The organism is Kosakonia sp. HypNH10 (assembly GCF_029850615.1).
GTDB classification, from domain to species: domain Bacteria; phylum Pseudomonadota; class Gammaproteobacteria; order Enterobacterales; family Enterobacteriaceae; genus Kosakonia; species Kosakonia cowanii.
Genome location: NZ_JAOTIU010000004.1, coordinates 44783 through 66865 on the forward strand (window position 1 = coordinate 44783; position 22083 = coordinate 66865).

The 22083-nt window shown below is 59.3% G+C and carries 18 protein-coding genes; 10 read left to right on the forward strand and 8 right to left on the reverse strand.

The features are described 5' to 3' along the window. Positions 1–40: 40 nt before the first annotated feature. Positions 41–385, reverse strand: a complete 345-nt coding sequence (gene erpA / locus N7V53_RS12605) for an iron-sulfur cluster insertion protein ErpA (RefSeq protein WP_023480429.1) — start codon at positions 383–385, stop codon at positions 41–43. Between the two features lie 81 nt (positions 386–466). Further along, a complete protein-coding gene (clcA, locus tag N7V53_RS12610; protein WP_124971568.1) occupies positions 467–1873 on the reverse strand; it encodes a H(+)/Cl(-) exchange transporter ClcA in 1407 nt (468 codons plus the stop codon). 168 nt (positions 1874–2041) lie between these two features. On the opposite strand from clcA, the gene hemL reads away from it, so the two are divergent. Beyond that, the gene (hemL, locus tag N7V53_RS12615; RefSeq protein ID WP_023480228.1) at positions 2042–3322 is read left to right on the forward strand and encodes a glutamate-1-semialdehyde 2,1-aminomutase; all 1281 of its coding nucleotides are present in this window, start codon (positions 2042–2044) and stop codon (positions 3320–3322) included. Positions 3323–3638: 316 nt separating this feature from the next. Here hemL and fhuB read toward each other — a convergent pair whose 3' ends face one another. The 6 genes from fhuB to hrpB form a co-directional block, all read right to left on the reverse strand. Next, on the reverse strand, positions 3639–5621 hold the full coding sequence (gene fhuB, locus N7V53_RS12620; RefSeq protein ID WP_279793581.1) for a Fe(3+)-hydroxamate ABC transporter permease FhuB: 1983 nt from the start codon (positions 5619–5621) through the stop codon (positions 3639–3641). After that, complete coding sequence (gene fhuD, locus N7V53_RS12625) at positions 5618–6508, reverse strand: Fe(3+)-hydroxamate ABC transporter substrate-binding protein FhuD (RefSeq protein ID WP_279793582.1); 891 nt, start codon at positions 6506–6508, stop codon at positions 5618–5620. Before fhuD ends, fhuB begins: the two co-directional genes overlap by 4 nt. Further along, positions 6508–7305, reverse strand: coding sequence for a Fe3+-hydroxamate ABC transporter ATP-binding protein FhuC (gene fhuC, locus N7V53_RS12630; RefSeq protein WP_139966622.1), 798 nt, complete (start codon positions 7303–7305; stop codon positions 6508–6510). The genes fhuD and fhuC overlap by 1 nt, the downstream gene beginning before the upstream one ends. Positions 7306–7354: 49 nt before the next feature. Further along, positions 7355–9604 (reverse strand): ferrichrome porin FhuA, encoded by a 2250-nt coding sequence (fhuA, locus tag N7V53_RS12635; RefSeq protein WP_279793584.1) that lies wholly within the window; start codon positions 9602–9604, stop codon positions 7355–7357. Positions 9605–9855: 251 nt separating this feature from the next. Next, positions 9856–12378 carry a bifunctional glycosyl transferase/transpeptidase gene (mrcB, locus tag N7V53_RS12640; protein ID WP_023480502.1) on the reverse strand — a complete coding sequence of 841 codons (2523 nt, stop codon included), beginning with the start codon at positions 12376–12378 and terminating at the stop codon, positions 9856–9858. Positions 12379–12495: 117 nt separating this feature from the next. Further along, on the reverse strand, positions 12496–14925 hold the full coding sequence (gene hrpB, locus N7V53_RS12645) for an ATP-dependent helicase HrpB (protein ID WP_279793585.1): 2430 nt from the start codon (positions 14923–14925) through the stop codon (positions 12496–12498). 72 nt (positions 14926–14997) lie between these two features. On the opposite strand from hrpB, the gene thpR reads away from it, so the two are divergent. From thpR to panD, 9 genes are all read left to right on the forward strand, one after another. Then, positions 14998–15531, forward strand: a complete 534-nt coding sequence (gene thpR, locus N7V53_RS12650) for an RNA 2',3'-cyclic phosphodiesterase (RefSeq protein WP_279793586.1) — start codon at positions 14998–15000, stop codon at positions 15529–15531. A gap of 44 nt (positions 15532–15575) precedes the next feature. After that, entirely contained in the window at positions 15576–16280 is a 705-nt protein-coding gene (gene sfsA / locus N7V53_RS12655) for a DNA/RNA nuclease SfsA (protein ID WP_279793587.1), read from the forward strand. Positions 16281–16452: 172 nt separating this feature from the next. Further along, positions 16453–16908 (forward strand): RNA polymerase-binding protein DksA, encoded by a 456-nt coding sequence (dksA, locus tag N7V53_RS12660; RefSeq protein ID WP_007373199.1) that lies wholly within the window; start codon positions 16453–16455, stop codon positions 16906–16908. 89 nt (positions 16909–16997) lie between these two features. After that, entirely contained in the window at positions 16998–17894 is an 897-nt protein-coding gene (gluQRS, locus tag N7V53_RS12665; protein WP_279793588.1) for a tRNA glutamyl-Q(34) synthetase GluQRS, read from the forward strand. A 58-nt stretch (positions 17895–17952) separates the two neighbouring features. Next, positions 17953–19350 carry a polynucleotide adenylyltransferase PcnB gene (pcnB, locus tag N7V53_RS12670; RefSeq protein ID WP_279793863.1) on the forward strand — a complete coding sequence of 466 codons (1398 nt, stop codon included), beginning with the start codon at positions 17953–17955 and terminating at the stop codon, positions 19348–19350. Beyond that, positions 19347–19826, forward strand: coding sequence for a 2-amino-4-hydroxy-6-hydroxymethyldihydropteridine diphosphokinase (gene folK, locus N7V53_RS12675; protein ID WP_054802815.1), 480 nt, complete (start codon positions 19347–19349; stop codon positions 19824–19826). Before pcnB ends, folK begins: the two co-directional genes overlap by 4 nt. 108 nt (positions 19827–19934) lie before the next feature. Continuing rightward, positions 19935–20726, forward strand: coding sequence for a 3-methyl-2-oxobutanoate hydroxymethyltransferase (panB, locus tag N7V53_RS12680; protein ID WP_054802814.1), 792 nt, complete (start codon positions 19935–19937; stop codon positions 20724–20726). 11 nt (positions 20727–20737) lie between these two features. Next, positions 20738–21595, forward strand: coding sequence for a pantoate--beta-alanine ligase (gene panC, locus N7V53_RS12685; protein WP_042716567.1), 858 nt, complete (start codon positions 20738–20740; stop codon positions 21593–21595). A gap of 105 nt (positions 21596–21700) precedes the next feature. Beyond that, the gene (gene panD / locus N7V53_RS12690; RefSeq protein WP_023480241.1) at positions 21701–22081 is read left to right on the forward strand and encodes an aspartate 1-decarboxylase; all 381 of its coding nucleotides are present in this window, start codon (positions 21701–21703) and stop codon (positions 22079–22081) included. Positions 22082–22083 lie beyond the last annotated feature (2 nt).

Sequence of the window (22083 nt, forward strand, 5' to 3'; positions counted from 1 at the left end):
AAACGGAGTAAATGCCGGTATTACCCGGCATTTCACGTAATCAGATGCTGAACGACGAACCGCAGCCGCAGGTGCTGGTCGCGTTCGGGTTAGTCACCACGAAGCGGGAACCTTCCAGACCTTCGGTGTAATCCACCGAACCGCCCACCAGGTATTGCAGGCTCATCGGGTCAACCACCAGGCCAACGCCCTGCTTCTCAATGGTCATATCGCCGTCGTTAATCTGATCGTCAAAGGTAAAACCGTACTGGAAGCCGCTGCAACCACCACCGGTGATGTAGACACGCAGTTTCAGATTTGGGTTCTCTTCGTCCGCGATCAGGCTTTTTACTTTATTGGCTGCTGCGTCGGTAAACTGCAGCGGCAGCGCTACGTCATCACTCATGTCTTGCTCCCGTTAATACGTCGACCTGGGCAAATATTGACCCGATCATGGCGGCTATTATCCATTAGGGTAGTCAATCCTTCAAGTATTCTCCCGCGGCAGCGCACGCTCAGCGGCGGCCTCTTGCCTGGCAAGTGTACGTGCCAGGATGGCGGAATAGAGCGGTTTACCGCCCAAAAACTGGGCTAACAGTGTCGCACCAAGGCAGGTAATGATCATTGGCAAAATAAGCTGATAATTGTCAGTCATTTCCAAAACTAGCACAATTCCGGTCAGCGGCGCGCGCAACGAAGCGGCAAGTAACGCCCCCATTCCGGCGACGGCAAAGGTCGCCGCGTCGAGTTGGTAATGGGGAAAAATCGCCATGCTCGCCGAGCCGAACGCCATGCCGAGCACCGTGCCTAACGACAGCATTGGCGCAAAAATCCCGCCCGGTGCGCCGGAGCTAAAGCAGAGCAGCGTCATCGCCACGCGGATCAGAAAAATAAACAGCAGCGCGCTAACGCCATAATTCCCGGCAGACGCGATGGGGATCAGCGCAAAACCGCCGCCGGAGAGCGCGGGTGCCATCAGGCCGAGCACGCCGCAGGTTCCACCAATCAGGCCACCGATCAGCACCCATTTTCCGGTCTTCCCGCCGTGCAGGCGCTGAAACAGATCCTGAGTACGCAGCACCAACGTGTTAAACAGCGGGCCGATACAGCCAAACACCATTCCCAGCAGCAGATAGAGCCACAGGGTGTTTACCGGCGCGTTACTCAACTTACCGACATCAATCACCGCCGCTTCGCCGTTAAACAGGCGAAAGACGATGCTCGACATAATGACGCCGGTAAAGACGGCTTTGATGGAGATAAGGTTGTAGTGAAACTGCGAGCGCATCTCCTCAATGATAAAGAGAATGCCTGCCAGCGGGGCGTTAAAGGCCGCAGAGAGCCCCGCCGCCGCGCCGGTCGCCAGCAGAGTGTGGCGCGCTTCGCCGCTGCGCAGACGGAAGAGATCGCACACCATCCGCCCGACGTTGCCGCCAATCTGCACCGTTGGCCCTTCACGCCCTAGCACCATGCCCGCGCCCAGCGTGCCCATGCCGCCGAAAAACTTCACCGGCAGTACGCGCCACCAGCGCACCGGGCGCAGATCCTCCAGCGCGCCTTCGATCTCCGGGATCCCGGAGCCGCCCGCTTCCGGCGCGAAGCGGCGTACCAGAAAGTAGCCAATCATCGCCAGCAGCGCCGAGGCGATAAACGCCAGCGGCCAGACGACGGCGCTGTTCGCCACCTGCGCCAGCGCGCCAATGCGCAGGTTGATCACTGCGTTAACCGCTTTTTCAAAGGCGACGCCAACCAGCCCGGTAAGCGTTCCCGCCACGGCCGCCACCACGAGGATCGCCAGCGGCGTTTTATCGCGTTGCAGCATGCGGCGCAGAATATCTCTGCGTCGGCGTCGTTCAACCTGCTGCTGTTCAAATGAGGGAGTGTTTTCTGACATCGGCTCTGATACGTCATACAAAAGGAGTATTGTAGCCACCCGTTGCCGCCGCGTCGCGGGCAAAATCCCTGCAAAATATGTCCTTCTTCCCGGCAAAACTTTCATCCGCTTCCGGTAATCACATAGAATGAGCGGCAACGATTTTTTCCAGCAACCAGGAATGAAAGCATGAGTAAGTCTGAAAACCTCTTTAATACAGCGCGACAGCTTATCCCTGGCGGGGTCAATTCACCGGTACGCGCCTTCACTGGCGTTGGCGGTACGCCGCTGTTTATCGAGCGGGCTGACGGAGCTTATCTGTACGATGCCGACGGCAAAGCCTATATCGACTACGTCGGCTCCTGGGGACCGATGGTGCTGGGCCACAACCACCCGGCGATCCGCAATGCGGTGATTGAAGCGGCCAGCCGCGGGCTGAGCTTCGGCGCGCCGACCGAGATGGAAGTCAAAATGGCGGAGCTGGTGACCGAACTGGTTCCGACGATGGATATGGTGCGTATGGTTAACTCCGGCACCGAAGCGACGATGAGCGCCATCCGCCTTGCGCGCGGTTTTACCCATCGCGACAAAATCATCAAATTCGAGGGCTGCTATCACGGCCACGCCGACTGCCTGCTGGTGAAAGCGGGCTCCGGCGCGTTAACCCTCGGTCAGCCGAACTCACCCGGTGTACCGGCGGATTTCGCTAAACACACCCTCACCTGCACCTATAACGATCTCGACTCGGTGCGCGCGGCGTTCGAGCAGTATCCGCAGGATATCGCCTGTATCATCGTTGAGCCGGTCGCAGGCAATATGAACTGCGTACCGCCGCTGCCGGAGTTCCTGCCGGGCCTGCGTGCGCTGTGCGACGAGTTTGGCGCGCTGCTGATTATCGATGAAGTGATGACCGGTTTCCGCGTCGCGCTGGCAGGCGCACAGGCTTACTACAATGTGGTGCCGGATCTGACCTGCCTTGGCAAAATCATCGGCGGCGGGATGCCGGTAGGCGCCTTCGGCGGTCGCCGCGACGTGATGGAAGCGCTGGCACCGACCGGGCCGGTCTACCAGGCGGGCACCCTCTCCGGTAACCCGATTGCGATGGCCGCGGGCTTCGCCTGTCTGAACGAAGTAGCGCAGCCGGGCATCCACTCTACTCTGACCGATTTGACGACTCGCCTGGCGGAAGGTTTGCTTAACGCCGCGCAGGAAGCGGGTATTGGGCTGGTGGTTAACCATGTCGGCGGGATGTTTGGTCTCTTCTTTACCGACGCGCAGAGCGTGACCAGCTATCAGGATGTAGTGAAGTGCGATGTTGAGCGCTTTAAGCGCTTCTTCCACCTGATGCTGGAGGAAGGGGTTTACCTGGCACCGTCCGCGTTTGAAGCGGGCTTTATGTCCGTTGCCCACAGCGTTGAAGATATCGATAACACCATCGACGCCGCGAAGCGCGCCTTCGCGAAGCTGTAATGCCCTGCTGATATCGAGGAAATGCCGGATGGCGCTGACGCTTATCCGGCCTACAAAACCATCGTGCTGCTATCGGAGAATTGCCGGATGGCGCTCACGCTTATCCGGCCTACAAAACCATCGTGCTGCCATCGGGCAATGCCGGATGGCGCTAGCGCTTATCCGGCCTACAAAACCATCGTCCTGCTATCGGGAATTGCCGGATGGCGCTAACGCTTATCCGGCCTACAAAACCATCGTGCTGCTATCGGGAAATGCCGGATGGCGCTGCGCTTATCCGGCCTACGAAACCATCGTGATGCCACCGGGCATTTTTTTAGCGGCTCTGCTTTCTCAGCAGATAGATAAAGTACGGCGCGCCGATAAAGGTTGAGAGCAGCCCCGCAGGGATCTGGAACGGAAACAGCACCATCCGCCCGCACCAGTCGGCAAACACCAGCAATACGCCCCCCACCAGCGCGGAGATGACCATATGCGGCATCGTGCGGCGAAAGCCCATCATGCGCGCGATATGCGGTGCCATCAGCCCGACAAAGCTGAGCGGCCCGATAGTCATCGTCGCCGCTGCCGTCAGTGCTGCCGCCAACAGCAGCAACACCACACGCGACGAGGTCAGGGCCATCCCTACCGAGCGCGCACTCTCCCCGCCGAGCGGCAGGATCATCAGCCAGCGGCGACAAAGCGGGGTTAACGCCAGCAGCACCACCATCACCACCGCGCTGCGCACCACCAGTTCACCAGAAGCGTTATAGGTACTGCCGGAGATCCAGGTCAGGATCGTCGCCATGCGCGGATCGCCGCTCGCCTGTAGCATCATCAGCAGCATGGTAAAGGCGGTACTGAGCGCCATCCCCGCCAGCAGCATGCGGTGCGGCGAAAAGCCGCCGCGCCCGGCGGCGAGCATAATGATCAACAGCGTCGCCGCCGCGCCCAGACTCCCGGCGGGCAGCAGCCAGCCAAAGGCGTTGCCCGGCACAAAGAAGAGCATCAACACCACGCCAAATGCCGCGCCGGAGCTGATGCCCAGCACTTCCGGGCTGGCCATCGGGTTACCGGTCAGGCGCTGGATAATGCACCCCGCCACCGCCAGCATCATCCCGGCGGTCAGCGCTGCGATAATGCGCGGCCAACGCCAGGGCAGCAGTTGATCCAGCAGCGCGCCGCTGGCCCACTGCCAGCCGTGCGCGTCGCGGCCAAAACTGAGCGCCGCCCACATCGCCAGCAGCAGTAACAGCACGCCGCCCAGCGCAAACCACATCACATGTCCGCGCTCGGGGCGGACCTTATCGCCACCATCCATTGCCGGGGCGCTCATACTGCGCAGGCGCGGCAGCAGCCACAGCAGCAGCGGTGCGCCAATCAGCGCCGTCATTGAGCCGGTGGAGACCTCCATCCAGACACGCGTCAGCCAGAGGATCACCTGATCGGAGAGCCAGAGGATCAGCGCGCCAATCAGCGGGGCCAATATCAGGCGCGTCAGCAGACGCCGCGCACCGAGCATCTTCGCCAGCAGCGGCGCGAACAGGCCGATAAAACCGATTATGCCGACGGCGTTAACCAGCAGCGCGCTGAGGGCAATCGCCAGCGTTAACGCCGCCAGGCGCGCCAGCGACAGCGCCAGCCCAAGGTTGCGCGCCACGCCATCATCCAGCCCCATTAAGGTCAGCGGGCGCAGCAGCAGCAGCGTTAATACCGTGCCGCCGAGCAACTGCGGCCAGAGACGCTGCACCACGCTCCAGTCGGTCTGCGTCAGCGTGCCGGTGCTCCACAAAAACATGCTTTGCAGCTGATCGTGATGAAACAGTGCCAAAAGCTGGTTGATCGCCCCGCAGTAGAGGCTCACCACCAGGCCCGCAAGAATCAGGGTGACAGGAGAGAGCCGTTTCCCCCATGCCACGCCAAACACCAGCGCGCCGACGCCGCAGGCACCGAGCAGCGCCGCAAACTGCGATGCCATCACGCCCGGGATCGCCCACAGCGTGGTGATAGTAATCCCCAATTGCGCGCCGGTCGCCACGCCAAGGGTGGTCGGCTCCGCCAGCGGGTTACGCAGCACCTGCTGGAACAGCACGCCCACCAGCCCAAGCCCGGCGCCGACCAGCAGCGAGATCGCCAGGCGCGGCAGCAGGCTGTAGTGAAACAGCATCTGATCGATACGATCGATATTCGGCGTAAACAGCGCCTGTCCCCACTGGGCGCGCGGCAGCGCAAGGGTGAGGTTGTACCAGGTTAGCCCGGCCGCCAGGATAAACAGCACCGCCAGCAGCAGCGCCGATGAGAGGGAGAAGCGACGGATCATACCCGGCCTCCCAGCGCGTTATCCAGCACGCGGGTAAAATGCATGGCGGAGAGCGTCGCGCCATAGAACCAGACCGCCGGTACGCGCTGAAAACGCCCCTGGCGCACAAACGGCATCGCCTGCCAGAGCGGTGTCGCCATCACTTTTTGCATATCCTGTTCATTGTTGTGATCGAAGCAGATCACATCCGCATCTTTATAGGCGGCAAGCCGGTCGATGCCGACCGCCACGCTGCCCCAGAAGGTCTGCTCGCCCTGCCAGGCGTTACGAATGCCGAAATCATCAAGCACTTCCTGGAACAGGCAGTTGGCACCAAATACCAGCACATGGCGCGGATCGAGCAATGTAATCATCAGCAGCGGGCGATCGCCGCGCCGGGCAAAGCGCGGCTTTGTAGCGCTCATCAGGGCATCGAACTGCGCGAGATGCTGTTTCGCTTGTGGCTCTTTGTTGAGTAACTGCGCCATCTCGTTCAGCGAGCGTCGGGCCATCGCCAGCGGCTTTTTGCCGTCGCTAAAGGTAAACCCGCGCCCCGGCGCTATGGTCGCCAGCTTCGCTTCAGCGGGGCCATAGCCCGCCGACCAGACCAGCAGCGACGGCTTCATCTGCGTCAGCAGTTCGAGGTTCGGTTCGGTACGCAGGCCAACATCAATCACCGACGCTGGCAGCGACGGTTCGTTGACCCAGGTGTTGTAATTTTGCACATCGGCGACGCCGTAGGGCATCACGCCCAGCGCCAGTAGCAGCTCAACCGGCAGCCACTCAAGAGCGACTACGCGCTGCGGATCGACGCTCGCGGCCTTCGCACCGCGCATCTGCCAGAGCAGCGGCGAGAGCGCCATCGCCGTCAGTAAACGTCGACGGCTGATTGCTGGTATAGCGGCCATCAGTAGACAAAGCTCACGGGCGCGGCACCGGCCGGGTGTGGCAGGATCCCCATCGGGATACCGTAAATCTGCTCCAGCGTCTCGGCGCGCATTAAGGCTTCCGGCGCACCTTCGGCGATCATCTCGCCGCCGCGCAGCGCCACCAGATAGTCACAGTAGCGCGCCGCCATATTGATATCGTGCAGCACGGCAATCACCGTCAGCCCGCGCTGCTGGCTTAAGCGGTGCACCAGCGCCAGCACATCGACCTGATGGGCGATATCAAGCGCGGAGGTCGGCTCATCAAGCAGCAGGCAGCGGCTATCCTGCGCCACCAGCATGGCAATCCACGCACGCTGACGTTCGCCACCGGAGAGGCTATCCACCAGCCGGTGCGCCAGCGGTTTTAAACCGACCAGCGCAATCGCCTCTTCCACTTTCTCGCGGTCAGCCACGCCAAAACGCCCCAGTGCCCCGTGCCACGGATACCGCCCAATCGCCACCAGTTCGCGCACGGTCATCCCTTCCGCCTGCGGCAACTGCTGCGGCAGATAGGCAACTTTGCGGGCGAAGGATTTGCTGCTCCAACTCTCCAGCGGCTGCCCGTCGAGCAGAATATCACCCTCAGAGGGTGCCTGATGGCGGCCAAGCATCTTCAGCAGCGTCGATTTACCCGAGCCGTTATGACCAATCAGGCCGGTCACTTTCCCGCCTGGGAAGGTCAACGACAGCGGATGCAGCAGCGTGCGTCCCGGCACGCGAAAGGTGACATCGTTCAGTTGAAAGGTGGTATCGGGAAGCGTTTTGTTTTCCTGCATGGTTGCCAACTTGTCAGAGGGCACGGCGAACCGTGCCCGAAGAGAAAGATTAGAAGCGGAAGGTTGCGGTCGCCGTCACCTGACGTTCAGCGCCCCAGAAGCAGCCGTAGCTGTTAAAGCAGCTGGCGACATACTCACGGTCGAACAGGTTATTGACGTGCAGGGCGACATTGGAGCCCGCCATACCCAGGCGCGCCAGATCGTAACGCACCAGCGCATCCACCACGGTGGCGCTACCGACTTTAAACGAGTTCGCCGGATCGCCGAAGCTTGAGCCTGTGAAGCGCGCGCCAGTACCCAGCGTCAGGCCAGAGAGCGCGCCATCATAGAAGGTGTAATCTCCCCACAGCGAAGCCATATGTTTTGGCACCTGCGGCGGAGTGTTACCTTTCAATGTGGTGTCGGTGGTGTATTCCGCTTGCGTATAGGTGTAGGAGCCGACCACGTTGAGATTGGCGGAGAGCGCCGCTTTGGCTTCCAGCTCCACGCCGCGCGAACGCACTTTGCCGCCCTCAACTGACCAGACCGATCCCGCAGGGTCGGCCATCAGGTTGTTGCTCTTGGTCAGCTGATAGAGAGCGCCGGTCAGCACAATCGGTCGATCGCTCGGGCTGTATTTCACCCCGGCTTCGTACTGTTTGCCTTTCGACGGAGCGAAGATCGCGCCATTCGCGCCAGAAGTGGACGACGGTTCGAAAGATTCGCTGTAGCTGAAGTAAGGCGTGACGCCATTATCAAACAGGTAGTTAACGCCGCCGCGCCAGCTGAACTGCTTATCGTCACGAGTTGTGGTGATGCCACTCTCGCGGTTAAACGCGCTCTGCTTCGCCCAGTCGTAACGGCCGCCCAGCGTAACCAGCACCTTCTCCCACTGCGCCTGATCCTGCGCATAGAGGCCGGTCTGTTTCTGGCGGTTAAGAATGCGGTAAGCGCCAGACGGGCCAGAGTGGGCAGCGAAATCGAAATCGCCGCGATCGAGGTTATAGATATCCGATGGCGCAACCGATCCCGCATAGCCAAACCACGAGTCGATGTCATTGCGCATACGCATAAAGTCGACGCCAGTCAGCAGCGTATGGTCGATAGATCCGGTGGCAAAGGTGCTCTGCAACTGCGTATCGACCGAGAAGTTCTGCAACTTCTCGTTATCAATCACATACTGGCGCGTCAGGTAGTGGTTCCACTGCGACGGCGCGATGCTGGCACAAGGGCTGTTTTTTGCATCGGCGGTGTAGAGCGGATCAGAGCACATACCATAGCCGTAGACGCTGTTTTGCGAGGTTTTGTTCTCGGCGTAGCGCAGGTTCTGGCGCACGGTAAAGGTATCGTCGAAGGCGTGCTCAAAGCTGTAACCGACCATCTTCTGGTTACGGGAGTAAGTGTTGTTCTTTGCGCCTTCATTGAAGCTGGTCGGCAGGCGTTTGCCGTTCGGCAGCGGTTCAACGGTCCCCTCTTTCGGCAACCAGCCGTAATAGCCGGTGTCAGGCTCATTCTGGAAATAGGAGAGGAAGGTGAAGTTGGTTTTATCATCCGGCCGCCAGCTAAAGGAGGGGGCGATGGTATAACGCTGCTCTTTTTTCCCGTCCTGCTGCGCATTAGCAGAGCGCGCCAGGCCGGTCAGGCGATAGGAGTAAACACCGTCATCATCCAGCGCGTCGCTGAAATCAAACCCGGTCTGAAACAGGCTATTGGTGCCGGCTTTAAACTGAATCTCATGCAGCGGCGTGGTGGTCGGGCGCTTGCTGACCATGTTCATTAGGCCGCCGGGGCTGCTTTTTCCGTAGAGCACGGAGGTTGGCCCGCGCAGCAACTCAACGCGCTCCAGCATATAGGGATCGATCACCGCGTCGTTATAGAAGTTGCCCTGCAACTTCAGGCCGTCGAGGTAGTTATTCTGGCTTTGGTTATCGGCGGCAAAACCGCGGATGATCAGCTGATCGTAAGTATTGGAAGCCCCACGCGTGCCCACGCTGACGCCCGGCGTGTAGCTCAGGGCCTCTTTTGCCGATTTCGGCTGATGGAGCGCGATCTCTTCGGCGGTGACGACAGAAATGGACTGCGGCGTTTTTTCCAGCGGCATATCCGTTTTTGTCGCCGTCGCGGTATGTTTCGCCGCGATAGTCGCCGCCGGCCCCCACGCATTCTCTTGCGGCGCGGCGGTGGTTACGGTGATGGTTTCTTCTTTTGAGGTGGTGGCAGCCTGTGCATAAACAGACATGCCGCTAACCGCTGTGGCTACTACGACTGCGAGAGTACGCAGCGTAAAAGTGACTGGCTGAGCAGTTGTTGGACGCGCCATGAGTGTATCTCTGATTCAGTAAGTGAACGTTAACGTAAACGAGAATTATTATTATGACCGCAGAATAATATGCGAAGCGCTCTGTGCATAGCAAGCGCAATGCCGCCCGGCGGGGCTTAAGCGGGAAAAATTAAGCGCTGAAAAAGCAGGATGTTAATTGCATGAAGAGAGGAATTTAACGCGGCGTTATTTGAATGTATCAGAAAGGACAAAATAAAAACCCCGGTCTGCTGAACCGGGGTTTTTTATGGCTAGTTACTGCCGAACATATCTTTAATCCAGCCCGCGACGCCGTCGCTCTTCTGCTCCTGCTGCGGCTGTTGTTGCTGCGGCTGTTGCTGCTGTTGCGGCTGCGTCGACTGATCGAACGGGTTGCCCGTTTGCGGCTGCATCATCTGGCTTTGCTGGCACAGCGCATCCGGATTAGTGGTCCAGACCGGCAACTGGCGTACGCCACCTCCGCCGCAGATAAAGTTACCCATATCATCAACGCCGATGTTGGTGATGTCCTCCGGCGGCGTCAGATCCAGCGGGATCGGCGACTGGTTTTGCAGATAACGCTGGTAAATCGCCATTGCGCCGCTGGCACCATACAGCTTGGTCGGCTGGTTATTATCGCGGCCAACCCAGGTGATGGTCACTTCACGCCCGTCGATACCGGCAAACCAGGTATCAACGTTATTGTTGGTAGTACCGGTTTTCCCCGCCAGGTGCAGGCCCGGATACTTCGCGCCAAGCTGGCGACCCGTTCCACGCTGAACCACCTGCTGCATGGTCCACAGCGTCATGTAGGCCGCCTGAGCAGGCACCACACGTTCCGCCTGCGGGTAGCTCTGATAGAGCACCGTACCATCTTCAGCAATCACCGAACGCAGCGCGGAGAGTTGCGCGCGGTTACCGCCGCTGGCGATGGTCTGGAAGGCCTGCGCCACTTCAATCGGCGTCAGGTTGAGCGCACCCAGCAGCATCGACGGCATACCGTTCAGCTGATTTTTCGGTGCGCCGAGTTTCTCCCATGTATCCGTCACCGCCGGTAAGCCTACCGCCATGCCGAGGTTAACGGTCGGCACGTTCATCGAGCGCGTCAGCGCATCTACCAGCATCACCTGACCGCTGAAGCGGCGATCGTCGTTCTGCGGCGACCACACCTGGCCGTTGGAGAGGCGCAGCGAAATCGGCGCATCGGCAATCCAGGTATTCAGGCGATAGGTATTCGGCTGGCTCAGCGCCGTCAGGTAGGTCGCCGGTTTCGCCAGCGAGCCGATAGAGCGACGCGCCTGCATGGCACGGTTATAACCGGCAAACTGCGGTGTCGCACCGCCCACCATCGCGCGGACTTCACCGGTGTAGCGATCGACCACCACCATCGCGGTTTCCAGATCCGACAGCTTGCGCTGTTTGATCAGCAGCGGAATGCCTTCTACCGCCGCTTTTTCGGCGGCATCCTGCGCCACCGAGTCAAAGGTGGTGAAGATCTTCACGCCGGAGAGATCTTTGACTTTATCGCCGAGTTTGCTCTGCAACTCCTGGCGCACCATCTGCATAAAGGCTGGCTGAGGTGAGATCACCCCGCCGCGCGGCTGCACGCCGAGTGGACGCGCGCTGAGCATGTCATACAGCTCCTGGTCAATCACGCTCTGCTGTTGCAGCAGGCGCAGCACCAGGTTACGGCGCTCAAGGGCCAGTTTCGGGTTACGCCACGGGTTGTAAATCGACGCCCCTTTTACCATCCCCACCAGCAACGCCTGCTGATCGAGGCTCAGCTCTTCAACCGGGCGGCCAAAGTAGTAGAGGCTCGCCAGCGGGAAACCACGGATTTCGTTATCGCCGCTCTGACCGAGGTAGACCTCGTTCATATAGAGTTCAAGGATACGATCCTTGCTGTAGCGGGCATCCATGATCAGCGCCATATAGGCTTCGTTGGCTTTACGCCAGTAGGAGCGCTCGCTGCTCAGGAAGAGGTTTTTCACCAGCTGCTGGGTCAGCGTACTCGCGCCCTGCACCGTGCGACCTGCGGTAAGGTTCGCCAGCACCGCACGGCCAATAGAGTAGAAGCTGATGCCGTCATGCTCGTAGAAGTGGCGGTCTTCCGTCGCCAGCAGCGTATCGACCAGCAGATCCGGGAAACCGTTACGCGCAACGAACAGGCGCTGTTCGCCGTTCGGCGAAGAGAGCATAGTGATAAGGCGCGGATCGAGACGGAAGAAACCGAACTGGCGGTTGCTGTCCATATTCTCGATTGTCTCCAGGCGATCGCCGTCAAAGGTCAGACGCGCACGCACCTGGCCCTCTTTGCTGTCCGGGAAATCAAACGGACGGCGGATCATCTCGATGCTTTTCGCCTGCACGGTGAACTCACCGGGGCGCGTCATCTTGGTCACTTCGCGGTACTGCGTCGCCTCCAGCAGCTTGACCATCTCATTTTTACTGATGGCCATATCCGGCTCGAGGTTGACCATACGGCCATAGACGGCGGCAGGCAGCTGCCACACTTTACCGTCGATACGGGCGCGGATTTTTTGATCCAGGTAGACGCCATAAATGGCAAACAGCACTGCGCAAACAATGAAAATTTTCAGCAGCAGCCAGAACCAGCCGCGTTTACCGCGGGGCTTTTTGCCTCTGCCTCTTCCCTTTTTCGGCACTGCGTTTTCCTCTTCATCATCGTATTCGTCATACTCTTCATCACGAACGCGACGACGACTGATTTTCTCTTTTGCCGGGCGCGCAGGTTTCCCCTTGCGTCCAATTGGCTCGCGGTCATTCCCCGCCATGCTTTACTCTCCGCAACGTTCAGGCGCAAGGGCCCGATTCTCAGCTCTTCGGCCTACAGGCAGAAGAAGAACTCTCTCAATTTATACCACTGCTGAATGACGCTATACGCATCAGCACTATGAATACTTTTTCGTTCGCCGCGTCGGTGCGGTGTTCGCCGGATCGTCCGGCCAGACATGTTTGGGGTAGCGCCCCTTCATCTCTTTTTGCACCTCGCGGTAGGTTCCGGCCCAGAACGCGCCTAAATCACGCGTAATTTGCAGCGGCCGCTGGGCAGGCGAAAGCAACTCCAGCACCAGCGCCACGCGCCCCTGCGCAATCGTCGGCGTGGTGGCTTCACCGAACATCTCCTGCATCCGCACCGCCAGCGCAGGCGGGTTATCTTCATGATATCGGATGGCTATCCGGCTTCCGGTCGGCACAGTGTAATGCCCAGGCAGCTCACTATCCAGCCGTTGACGCAACGACCACGGCAGCGCCTGCTGCAACGCCTGCCCCACATCAAGGGTCTGTAAATCGCGCAACGAACGAATGCCGCCCATCTGCGGCAGCAGCCACGCCTCAAGGGTGTCGAGCAGCGAGGCGTCATCAACGGCGGGCCAGTCAAACTCCGGCAGCCACTTCGCGGCGCAGAGTAAGCGTAAACGATACTGCGCCGCTTCGCTTGTCCAGTTCAGCACCCGCAGCCCCTTTTCGCGAATGCCGTTTAGCATCGCCTGGTGCATCTCCTCCTCAGAGGGCTTCGCCAGCGGCTGCGCGCTTAGCGTCAGTTGCCCAATTTGCCGACGACGAAACGCTTTCAGGGTGCCGAGCGTTTCATCCCACTCGACGCTGTCGGACTGGGTAATCAGCTGCGGGCACTGAGCCACAAGCGCATCAATATCCAGCGGCAGCGCCAGCAAAATACGCGCATCCGGAGACTGGCTCCCCTGCAATAGCAGCGGCGCAAGCAGCCATTCGTGACGGTTTAGCGCATCATCGGCATCCAGCGTTGCACCTAAACCGTTCGCCAGCTGATAGCGCCCCTGCTGGCCGCGCCTGCGCGCGATACGATCGGCAAACGCGCAGGCGAGAAGCGGTGCCAGTGCGCTGTTATCCGGCTCGCCGCCGCTGCTCTTCAGCCTGCGTGCCAGCTGGCGCGCGCGCTGTTGCCAGTTCCCCTGCTGGCGCGAGAAAGCAGCGCTCAAATCAGAATTACCGCCGCGCGGCGGCTCTTCGAGGATCGCCGCAAGCTTCGCCGCGGTGGCAATCTCATCCTCGCCCTGCGCGCTCGAAAGCATCGCAGCCAGACGCGGATCGTTGCCGAGCGCCGCCATTTTCATGCCAAACGGCGTTAAACGCCCCTCTTCCAGCGCGCGCAGTTGCGTCAGCAGCCTGCGCGCCGCCGCCAGATTGGCCTCAGGCGGCAGATCCAGCCAATTAAGCTGGGCAGCATCCTGGCAGCCCCACTGTAATAACTCCATTAACAGGCCGGAGAGATCGCTATTGACGATCTCCGGGCTGCTCTGCGCCGCCGCGCGCTCCGCCTGCTCTTTGGCAATCAGATGCAGGCAGATGCCCGGCTCCAGACGCCCGGCGCGTCCGGCGCGCTGGGTCATCGACGCCACGCTGATGCGCTGGGTAATCAGGCGCGTTAAGCCGCTGCGGGCATCAAAACGGGCAACGCGCTCCTGGGCGCTGTCCACCACCAGCCGGATCCCTTCAATGGTCAGGCTGGTTTCGGCAATATTGGTCGCCAGCACCACTTTTCGTTTGCCGGCAGGCGCAGGCAGAATCGCTTTGCGCTGTTCGCTTAACGGCAACGCGCCATAAAGGGGGCAGAGCAGCACATCGCTGCCGACACGCGACGCAAGCTGCTCCTGCACGCGCTGGATCTCGCCGACGCCTGGCAAAAAGAGCAGCAGCGAACCCGGTTCGGTGCGCAGCAGTTCAGCCGTGGCCTGTGCCACCGCTTCATCAAAGCGCTGATGGGCGGGCAGCGACTGGTAGCGCTGTTCAACCGGGAATGCGCGCCCTTCGGAGACGATCACCGGCGCATCGGGCAACAGCGAGTGTAGACGCTCATTATCCAGCGTCGCGGACATAATCAGCACTTTCAGATCGTCACGCAGTCCCTGCTGCACATCGAGCAGCAGCGCCAGCGCCAGATCGGCCTGTAAACTGCGCTCGTGGAACTCGTCGAGGATCACCAGCCCGATGCCATTTAGCTCCGGATCGTTTTGGATCAGGCGCGTAAGGATCCCTTCGGTGACCACTTCAAGACGGGTGTTCGGGCCGACGCAGGTGTCGGCGCGCATGCGGTAACCCACGGTGTCGCCGGGTTGCTCATTGAGAAGCTCCGCCAGCCGCTGTGCAACGTTGCGCGCCGCCAGACGTCGCGGCTCAAGCAGCAAAATTTTCCCTTCAACTGCATTCTGTTGCAGCAGTTGCAGCGGCAGCCAGGTCGATTTACCGGCCCCGGTCGGGGCGCTCAGCAGCACCTGTGGCGCATTTTTCAGCGCAGAGAGAAGATCGGGCAGAACGGCGGCAACCGGCAGTAAGGACACAAACGCTCCAGGGGTTAACAGAAGAGGAGCGGCAGTATACCATCCCCACATATTCTTGACCTCGAGCACACTATGCCCGCATCAAAAAGGCTCTTTTTTGCCATCGAACTGCCCGCCAAACTCCAGCCCCAGCTGGTGCAGTGGCGCGCGCAACACTTCGCGCCGGAAGCGGGACGGCCCATTGCCGCCGCCAATTTGCATCTGACGCTGGCCTTTCTGGGCGATATCAGCGCCGAGAAACAGAAGGCGCTGGAGACGCTAGCCGGGCGCATTCGCCAGCCGGGTTTTACGCTGACGCTGGATGATGCCGGGCAGTGGCTGCGCTCGCGCGTAGTGTGGCTCGGTTCGCGCCAGCCCCCGCGCGGATTACTGCAACTGGCGGATATGCTGCGCGCGCAGGCAGCACGCAGCGGCTGCTATCAAAGCCCGCAGCCTTTTCACCCGCATATCACGCTGCTGCGCGACGCCAGCCACGCGGTTTCGCTCCCGCCGCCGGGTTTTCGCTGGTCTTTTCCGGTCACTGAGTTTGCGCTCTATGAGTCGCAGTTTCTTAATGGGCGTACCCGTTACACCGCCCTGAAGCGCTGGTCCCTTAGCGGGGAGTAATCATTTCGGCGCGTCTTGAGCCACGAACATATTAAGGAAGAGGTATGGAATTCACCCCGCCGTTACAATCCGCCACGCTTGTGACGCGCTATAAACGCTTTCTGGCGGATGTGGTGACGCCCGAAGGCGAAACCCTGACGCTGCACTGCCCGAATACTGGTGCGATGACCGGTTGCGCGACGCCAGGCGATCGGGTCTGGTATTCCACCTCAACAAATCTGAAGCGTAAATATGCCCACACCTGGGAATTAACTGAAACGCAACAGGGCGCATTTATTTGCGTTAATACTCAGCGGGCAAATATGTTAACGAAAGAGGCGATTATCGCTGACCGCCTGCCTGAGTTAACGGGATATAGCGTGCTGAAAAGCGAAGTGAAATATGGTGCGGAGCGCAGCAGAATTGATTTTCTGTTACAGGCGGAGGATCGCCGCAACTGCTATATTGAAGTGAAATCGGTCACGCTCGCCGAGCAGCAGTCAGGCTATTTCCCGGATGCGGTCACACTGCGCGGGCAGAAGCATTTACGGGAGTTGATGAGCGTTGCGGCCAATGGTGATCGTGCGGTGATCTTGTTTGCCATTCTGCACTCCGCCGTTGAACATTTCGCACCCGCGCGCCATATTGATGGGGAATACGCACGATTATTGAGTGAAGCGCAACAAAATGGGGTGGAAGTTATTGCTTATAAAGCGGAACTTTCTGCCGATAATATGAGTCTTAGCTTGCCGCTACCGTTCTCGCTTTAAGGCAAGCGCCTGACGAATAAGTGATTTGGTCGCGTGCGCAAATACGCTTTTCTTCACAGGGTTGTCAAGTGTTACGTATGGATATTTGCCATCCGTAAAAGCATCTGCTATTTATAGCGGCCTGATTTTTCCCCCGTACGGGGATCGATAGTGCGTGTTAAGGAGAAGCAACATGCAAGAAGGGCAAAACCGTAAAACATCGTCCCTGAGTATTCTCGCCATCGCTGGGGTGGAGCCGTATCAAGAGAAGCCGGGCGAAGAGTATATGAACGAAGCCCAGCTGGCGCACTTCAAGCGGATTCTTGAAGCCTGGCGCAATCAACTTAGGGATGAAGTCGATCGCACCGTTACGCACATGCAGGACGAAGCGGCTAACTTCCCGGACCCGGTTGACCGTGCTGCTCAGGAAGAGGAGTTCAGCCTCGAACTGCGTAACCGCGATCGCGAGCGCAAGCTGATTAAGAAGATCGAAAAAACGCTGAAAAAAGTAGAAGACGAAGATTTCGGTTTCTGCGAATCCTGCGGCGTTGAAATTGGTATCCGTCGTCTGGAAGCGCGTCCGACTGCCGACCTGTGCATCGACTGCAAAACCCTGGCGGAAATCCGCGAAAAACAGATGGCGGGCTAACCCCGGCATTCCCCAAGACGCCCCGCTGATGCGGGGCGTCTCTTATATGGCGGCGAACGCGCCCGCCCTGTACTTTTTTGCCTGTCGATATGCCTGAATCACACTATATCGGGCGCTTTGCGCCATCCCCATCCGGTGAACTGCATTTTGGTTCGTTAATTGCCGCCCTCGGCAGCTATCTGCAAGCCCGTGCTCAGCATGGTATCTGGCGCGTGCGGATTGAAGATATCGATCCTCCCCGTGAAGTGCCCGGCGCGGCAGAGACGATTTTGCATCAGCTGGAACACTACGGTCTGCACTGGGACGGCGAGGTGCTGTGGCAATCCCGGCGGCATGAAGCTTACCGGGAAGTGCTGGCGCGGCTGCATCGCGAAGGGCTGAGCTACTTCTGCACCTGCACGCGCGCGCGCATTCAAAGCGTGGGCGGTTTCTACGATGGCCACTGCCGCACCCTCAATCATGGCCCGGAAAACGCCGCGGTCCGCCTGCTGCAACGCCAGCCAGTGCTGGAATTTACTGACCGCCTGCGCGGGCGCATCGTTGCCGAAGAGAAACTGGCACGCGAAGATTTTATTATTCACCGCCGCGATGGATTATTTGCTTATAACCTCGCCGTGGTGGTCGATGACCATTTTCAGGGTGTGACGGAGATCGTACGCGGGGCGGATTTGATTGTGCCAACGGTGCGGCATATCTCCCTTTATCAACAATTAGGCTGGCCGACACCCGAGTATGTTCATCTGCCATTAGCCCTTAATGAACAAGGGGATAAGCTCTCCAAGCAGAACCATGCGCCTGCCCTGCCGGAGGGCGATCCGCGTCCCGTGTTGATCCGTGCTTTACAATTTATGAACCAGGATGTAACAAAAGAGTGGCAGGATCTCTCGCTGGAGGCTCTGCTGGAAAAGGCGGTGGCGAACTGGTCGCTTTCACGCGTACCTGTAACAGGCGATGCGAATACAGCATTCTCAAATGCTTCGCGCTGAGCTATGATTAGCCGCTATTTTTTTGTCCCGATGACGTCTGACACTACCGAGGTGTACTATTTTTACCCGAGTCGCTAATTTTTGCCGCAAGGTGCTAAGCCGCGAAGAGAGCATGGCCGTTGAGGCAATGGCCAAACCGCAGATGGCGGTTATCCCGCGTGAGCAGCACGCTATTTCCCGCAAAGATATCAGCGAAAATGCGCTCAAAGTGCTCTATCGTCTGAATAAAGCGGGCTATGAAGCTTACCTGGTAGGCGGCGGTGTGCGCGACTTGTTGCTGGGCAAAAAACCAAAAGATTTTGATGTTACCACCAACGCCACGCCGGATCAGGTGCGTAAGCTGTTCCGCAACTGCCGCCTGGTGGGTCGCCGTTTCCGCCTCGCACACGTGATGTTCGGGCCGGAGATTATCGAAGTGGCGACCTTCCGTGGTCATCATGACGATCAACAAACCGATCGCACCATCTCCCAGCGCGGCCAGAACGGCATGCTGCTGCGCGACAACATCTTCGGCTCAATTGAAGAAGATGCCCAGCGTCGTGACTTCACCATTAACAGCCTCTATTACAGCGTTGCTGACTTTACCGTACGTGATTACGTCGGCGGCATGCGCGATCTGCAAGAGGGCACCATCCGTCTGATCGGCAACCCGGAAACCCGCTACCGCGAAGATCCGGTGCGCATGCTGCGCGCGGTGCGTTTCGCCGCCAAGCTGGGCATGCAGATCAGCGAAGAGACCGCCGAGCCGATCCCGCGTCTGGCAACCTTAATTAACGACGTGCCGCCGGCGCGTCTGTTTGAAGAGTCCCTGAAGCTGCTGCAGGCCGGTTACGGTTACGATACCTACCAGCTGCTGCGCGAATATGGCCTCTTCCAGCCGCTCTTCCCGATCATCACCCGCTGCTTTACCGAGCACGGCGACAGCCCGATGGAGCGCATTATTGCCCAGGTGCTGAAGAACACCGATAACCGCATTCACAACGATATGCGCGTTAACCCGGCGTTTCTCTTTGCCGCTATGTTCTGGTATCCGCTGCTGGAGAACGCGCAGCGTATCACCCAGGAGGGCGGGCTGGCCTATTACGATGCCTTCGCGCTGGCGATGAACGACGTGCTCGACGAAGCGTGCCGCTCGCTGGCGATCCCGAAACGCATCACCACGCTGGTTCGCGATATCTGGCAGTTGCAGCTGCGTATGTCCCGTCGCCAGGGCAAACGCGCCTGGAAACTGATGGAGCATCCGAAATTCCGCGCCTCGTACGATCTGCTGGCGCTGCGCGCCGATGCCGAGAACAACGCTGAACTGCAACGCCTGACAAAATGGTGGGGCGAGTTCCAGGTCTCTGCACCGCCAGCGCAAAAACATATGCTTGATGATTTAGGTGAAGAGCCGGCCGAGCGCCGTCGTCATCGCCGTCCGCGCAAGCGCGCGCCGCGCCGTGAGGGCAGTGCGTGACGCTGGCCTTTATCGCGCTGGGCAGCAATCTCGCCTCGCCGCTCGATCAAGTGAACGCCGCGATAGCCGCGCTGGGGGAGATCCCCGACAGCCGGATCGTGGCGTGCTCCTCGCTTTACCGCACTCCCCCGCTCGGCCCGCCGGATCAGCCTGACTATCTCAACGCCGCCGTGGCGCTGGAAACGACGCTCGCGCCGGAAGCCCTTCTCGATCATACGCAGCGCATTGAGCTGCAACAGGGGCGCGTGCGTAAAGCCGAGCGCTGGGGGCCACGCACCCTCGACCTCGATATTATGCTGTTTGGCGAGATGACGGTGCAGACCGCACGCCTGACCATTCCCCACTACGACATGAAAAACCGTGGCTTTATGCTGTGGCCGCTGTTTGAGATCGCCCCGGACCTGCACTTTCCCGATGGCGAATCATTACAGGCCGTGCTGACGCGGCTGAACGCGCCAAAACCTCACGCCTGGTAACTCCGCCTGAAAAGGTGACCTGCATCAACGGGTTGCCTAAAGTCATTGCCCCCCTGAATGTTGCTGCTTAGAATGCGCCAGATTCGCCTTCGACTATCAGGAAACGCTATGAAACCGACGACCCTCTCGTGGCTGCTGAAATGTAAGCAGGAGAAGCGCCGCTTCGCCACCATCACCGCCTATGACTACAGCTTCGCCAAACTCTTTGCCGAAGAGGGGATCAACGTGATGCTGGTCGGCGATTCGTTAGGCATGACGGTACAAGGGCACGACTCCACGCTGCCGGTAACGGTGGCCGATATCGCTTATCACACCCAGGCGGTTCGCCGCGGCGCACCCGCCTGCCTGCTGCTCGCCGATCTGCCGTTTATGGCCTACGCCACACCCGAACAGGCGTTTGAAAACGCGGCTGCGGTAATGCGCGCCGGTGCCAATATGGTGAAAATCGAAGGCGGCCGCTGGCTGGCTCCGACGGTGAAAATGCTCACCGAACGCGCGGTGCCGGTATGTGGTCATCTGGGGTTAACTCCGCAATCGGTCAACATCTTCGGCGGCTATAAAGTACAGGGGCGCGGCGATGCGGCGCAGGGTCTGTATGAGGATGCGCTGGCGCTGGAAGCGGCAGGCGCGCAGTTGCTGGTGCTGGAGTGCGTGCCGGTTGAACTGGCGCAGCGCATTACCGGGGCGTTAACCATTCCGGTGATTGGTATTGGCGCAGGCAATGTAACCGACGGACAGATTCTCGTGATGCATGATGCCTTCGGCATTACCGGTGGACATATTCCAAAATTTGCTAAAAATTTCCTCAATGAAGCAGGCGACATGCGTGCCGCGGTGAGGCAGTATGTGGCTGAAGTCGAGTCCGGTGCCTATCCGGGCGAAGAGCACAGTTTCCATTAAGGAGCCTTGTTGTGTTGATTATTGAAACCCTGCCGCTGCTGCGCCAGCATATTCGCCGCCTGCGTCAGGAAGGAAAACGCATTGCGCTGGTGCCGACCATGGGCAACCTGCACGATGGTCATATGAAGCTGGTCGACGAAGCGAAACTGCGCGCCGATGTAGTGGTGGTGAGCATCTTTGTTAACCCGATGCAGTTTGACCGCCAGGATGACCTGGTGCGCTACCCGCGCACCTTGCAGGAAGATTGTGAAAAGCTGAACAAACGCAAAGTCGATTTCGTCTTTGCCCCGGCGCCTGCGGATATCTACCCGCAGGGTACGGAAGGCCAGACTTATGTTGACGTTCCGGGCATCTCGACGATGCTGGAAGGTGCCAGCCGTCCTGGTCATTTCCGCGGCGTCTCCACCATCGTCAGCAAGCTGTTTAACCTGGTCCAGCCCGACATCGCCTGCTTCGGCGAGAAGGATTATCAGCAGTTGCAGCTGATCCGCAAAATGGTGGCGGATATGGGTTACGACATTGAGATTGTCGGTGTGCCGACCGTACGGGCGAAAGATGGCCTGGCACTCAGCTCGCGTAACGGCTATCTCACCGCTGACCAGCGCAAAATCGCGCCGGGAATGAGCAAAGTGATGAACGCCATCGCCGATAAATTACAGGCGGGCGAGCGCGATATCGAAGAGCTGGTGGCGCTGGCGGAACAGCAGGTTAACGAAGCCGGTTTCCGCGCTGACGATATTCAGATCCGCGATGCGGACACGCTGCTTGAAGTGACAGAGAGCAGCCAGCGCGCGGTAATTCTGATGGCGGCATGGCTCGGCCAGGCGCGGCTTATCGACAACAAAGTGGTTGAATTGACCCAGAAATAATCTGGCAGAACGCTGCGCCGGTTAAGGCGCGGCAACAACAGACGGGGTTAAGCAGGGAGCCGTCTCCCCGTTTCGGATTTACTCTCAGTAACGAAGGTTCAACTTATGATTCGCACTATGCTGCAAGGCAAGCTCCACCGCGTCAAAGTGACGCAGGCCGACCTGCATTACGAAGGCTCCTGCGCCATCGACCAGGATTTCCTGGAAGCGGCCGGTATCCTTGAATACGAAGCCATTGATATCTACAACGTCACCAACGGTAAGCGCTTCTCTACTTATGCGATTGCCGGTGAGCGCGGCTCGCGCATTATCTCCGTTAACGGCGCGGCGGCGCACTGTGCGGATGTCGGCGATATTCTGATTATCGCCAGCTACGTCACCATGCCCGATGACGTGGCCCGCAGCTGGCAGCCGAAAGTGGCCTATTTTGACGGCGACAACGAGATGAAACGCACCGCGAAAGCCGTGCCGGTTCAGGTTGCCTGATG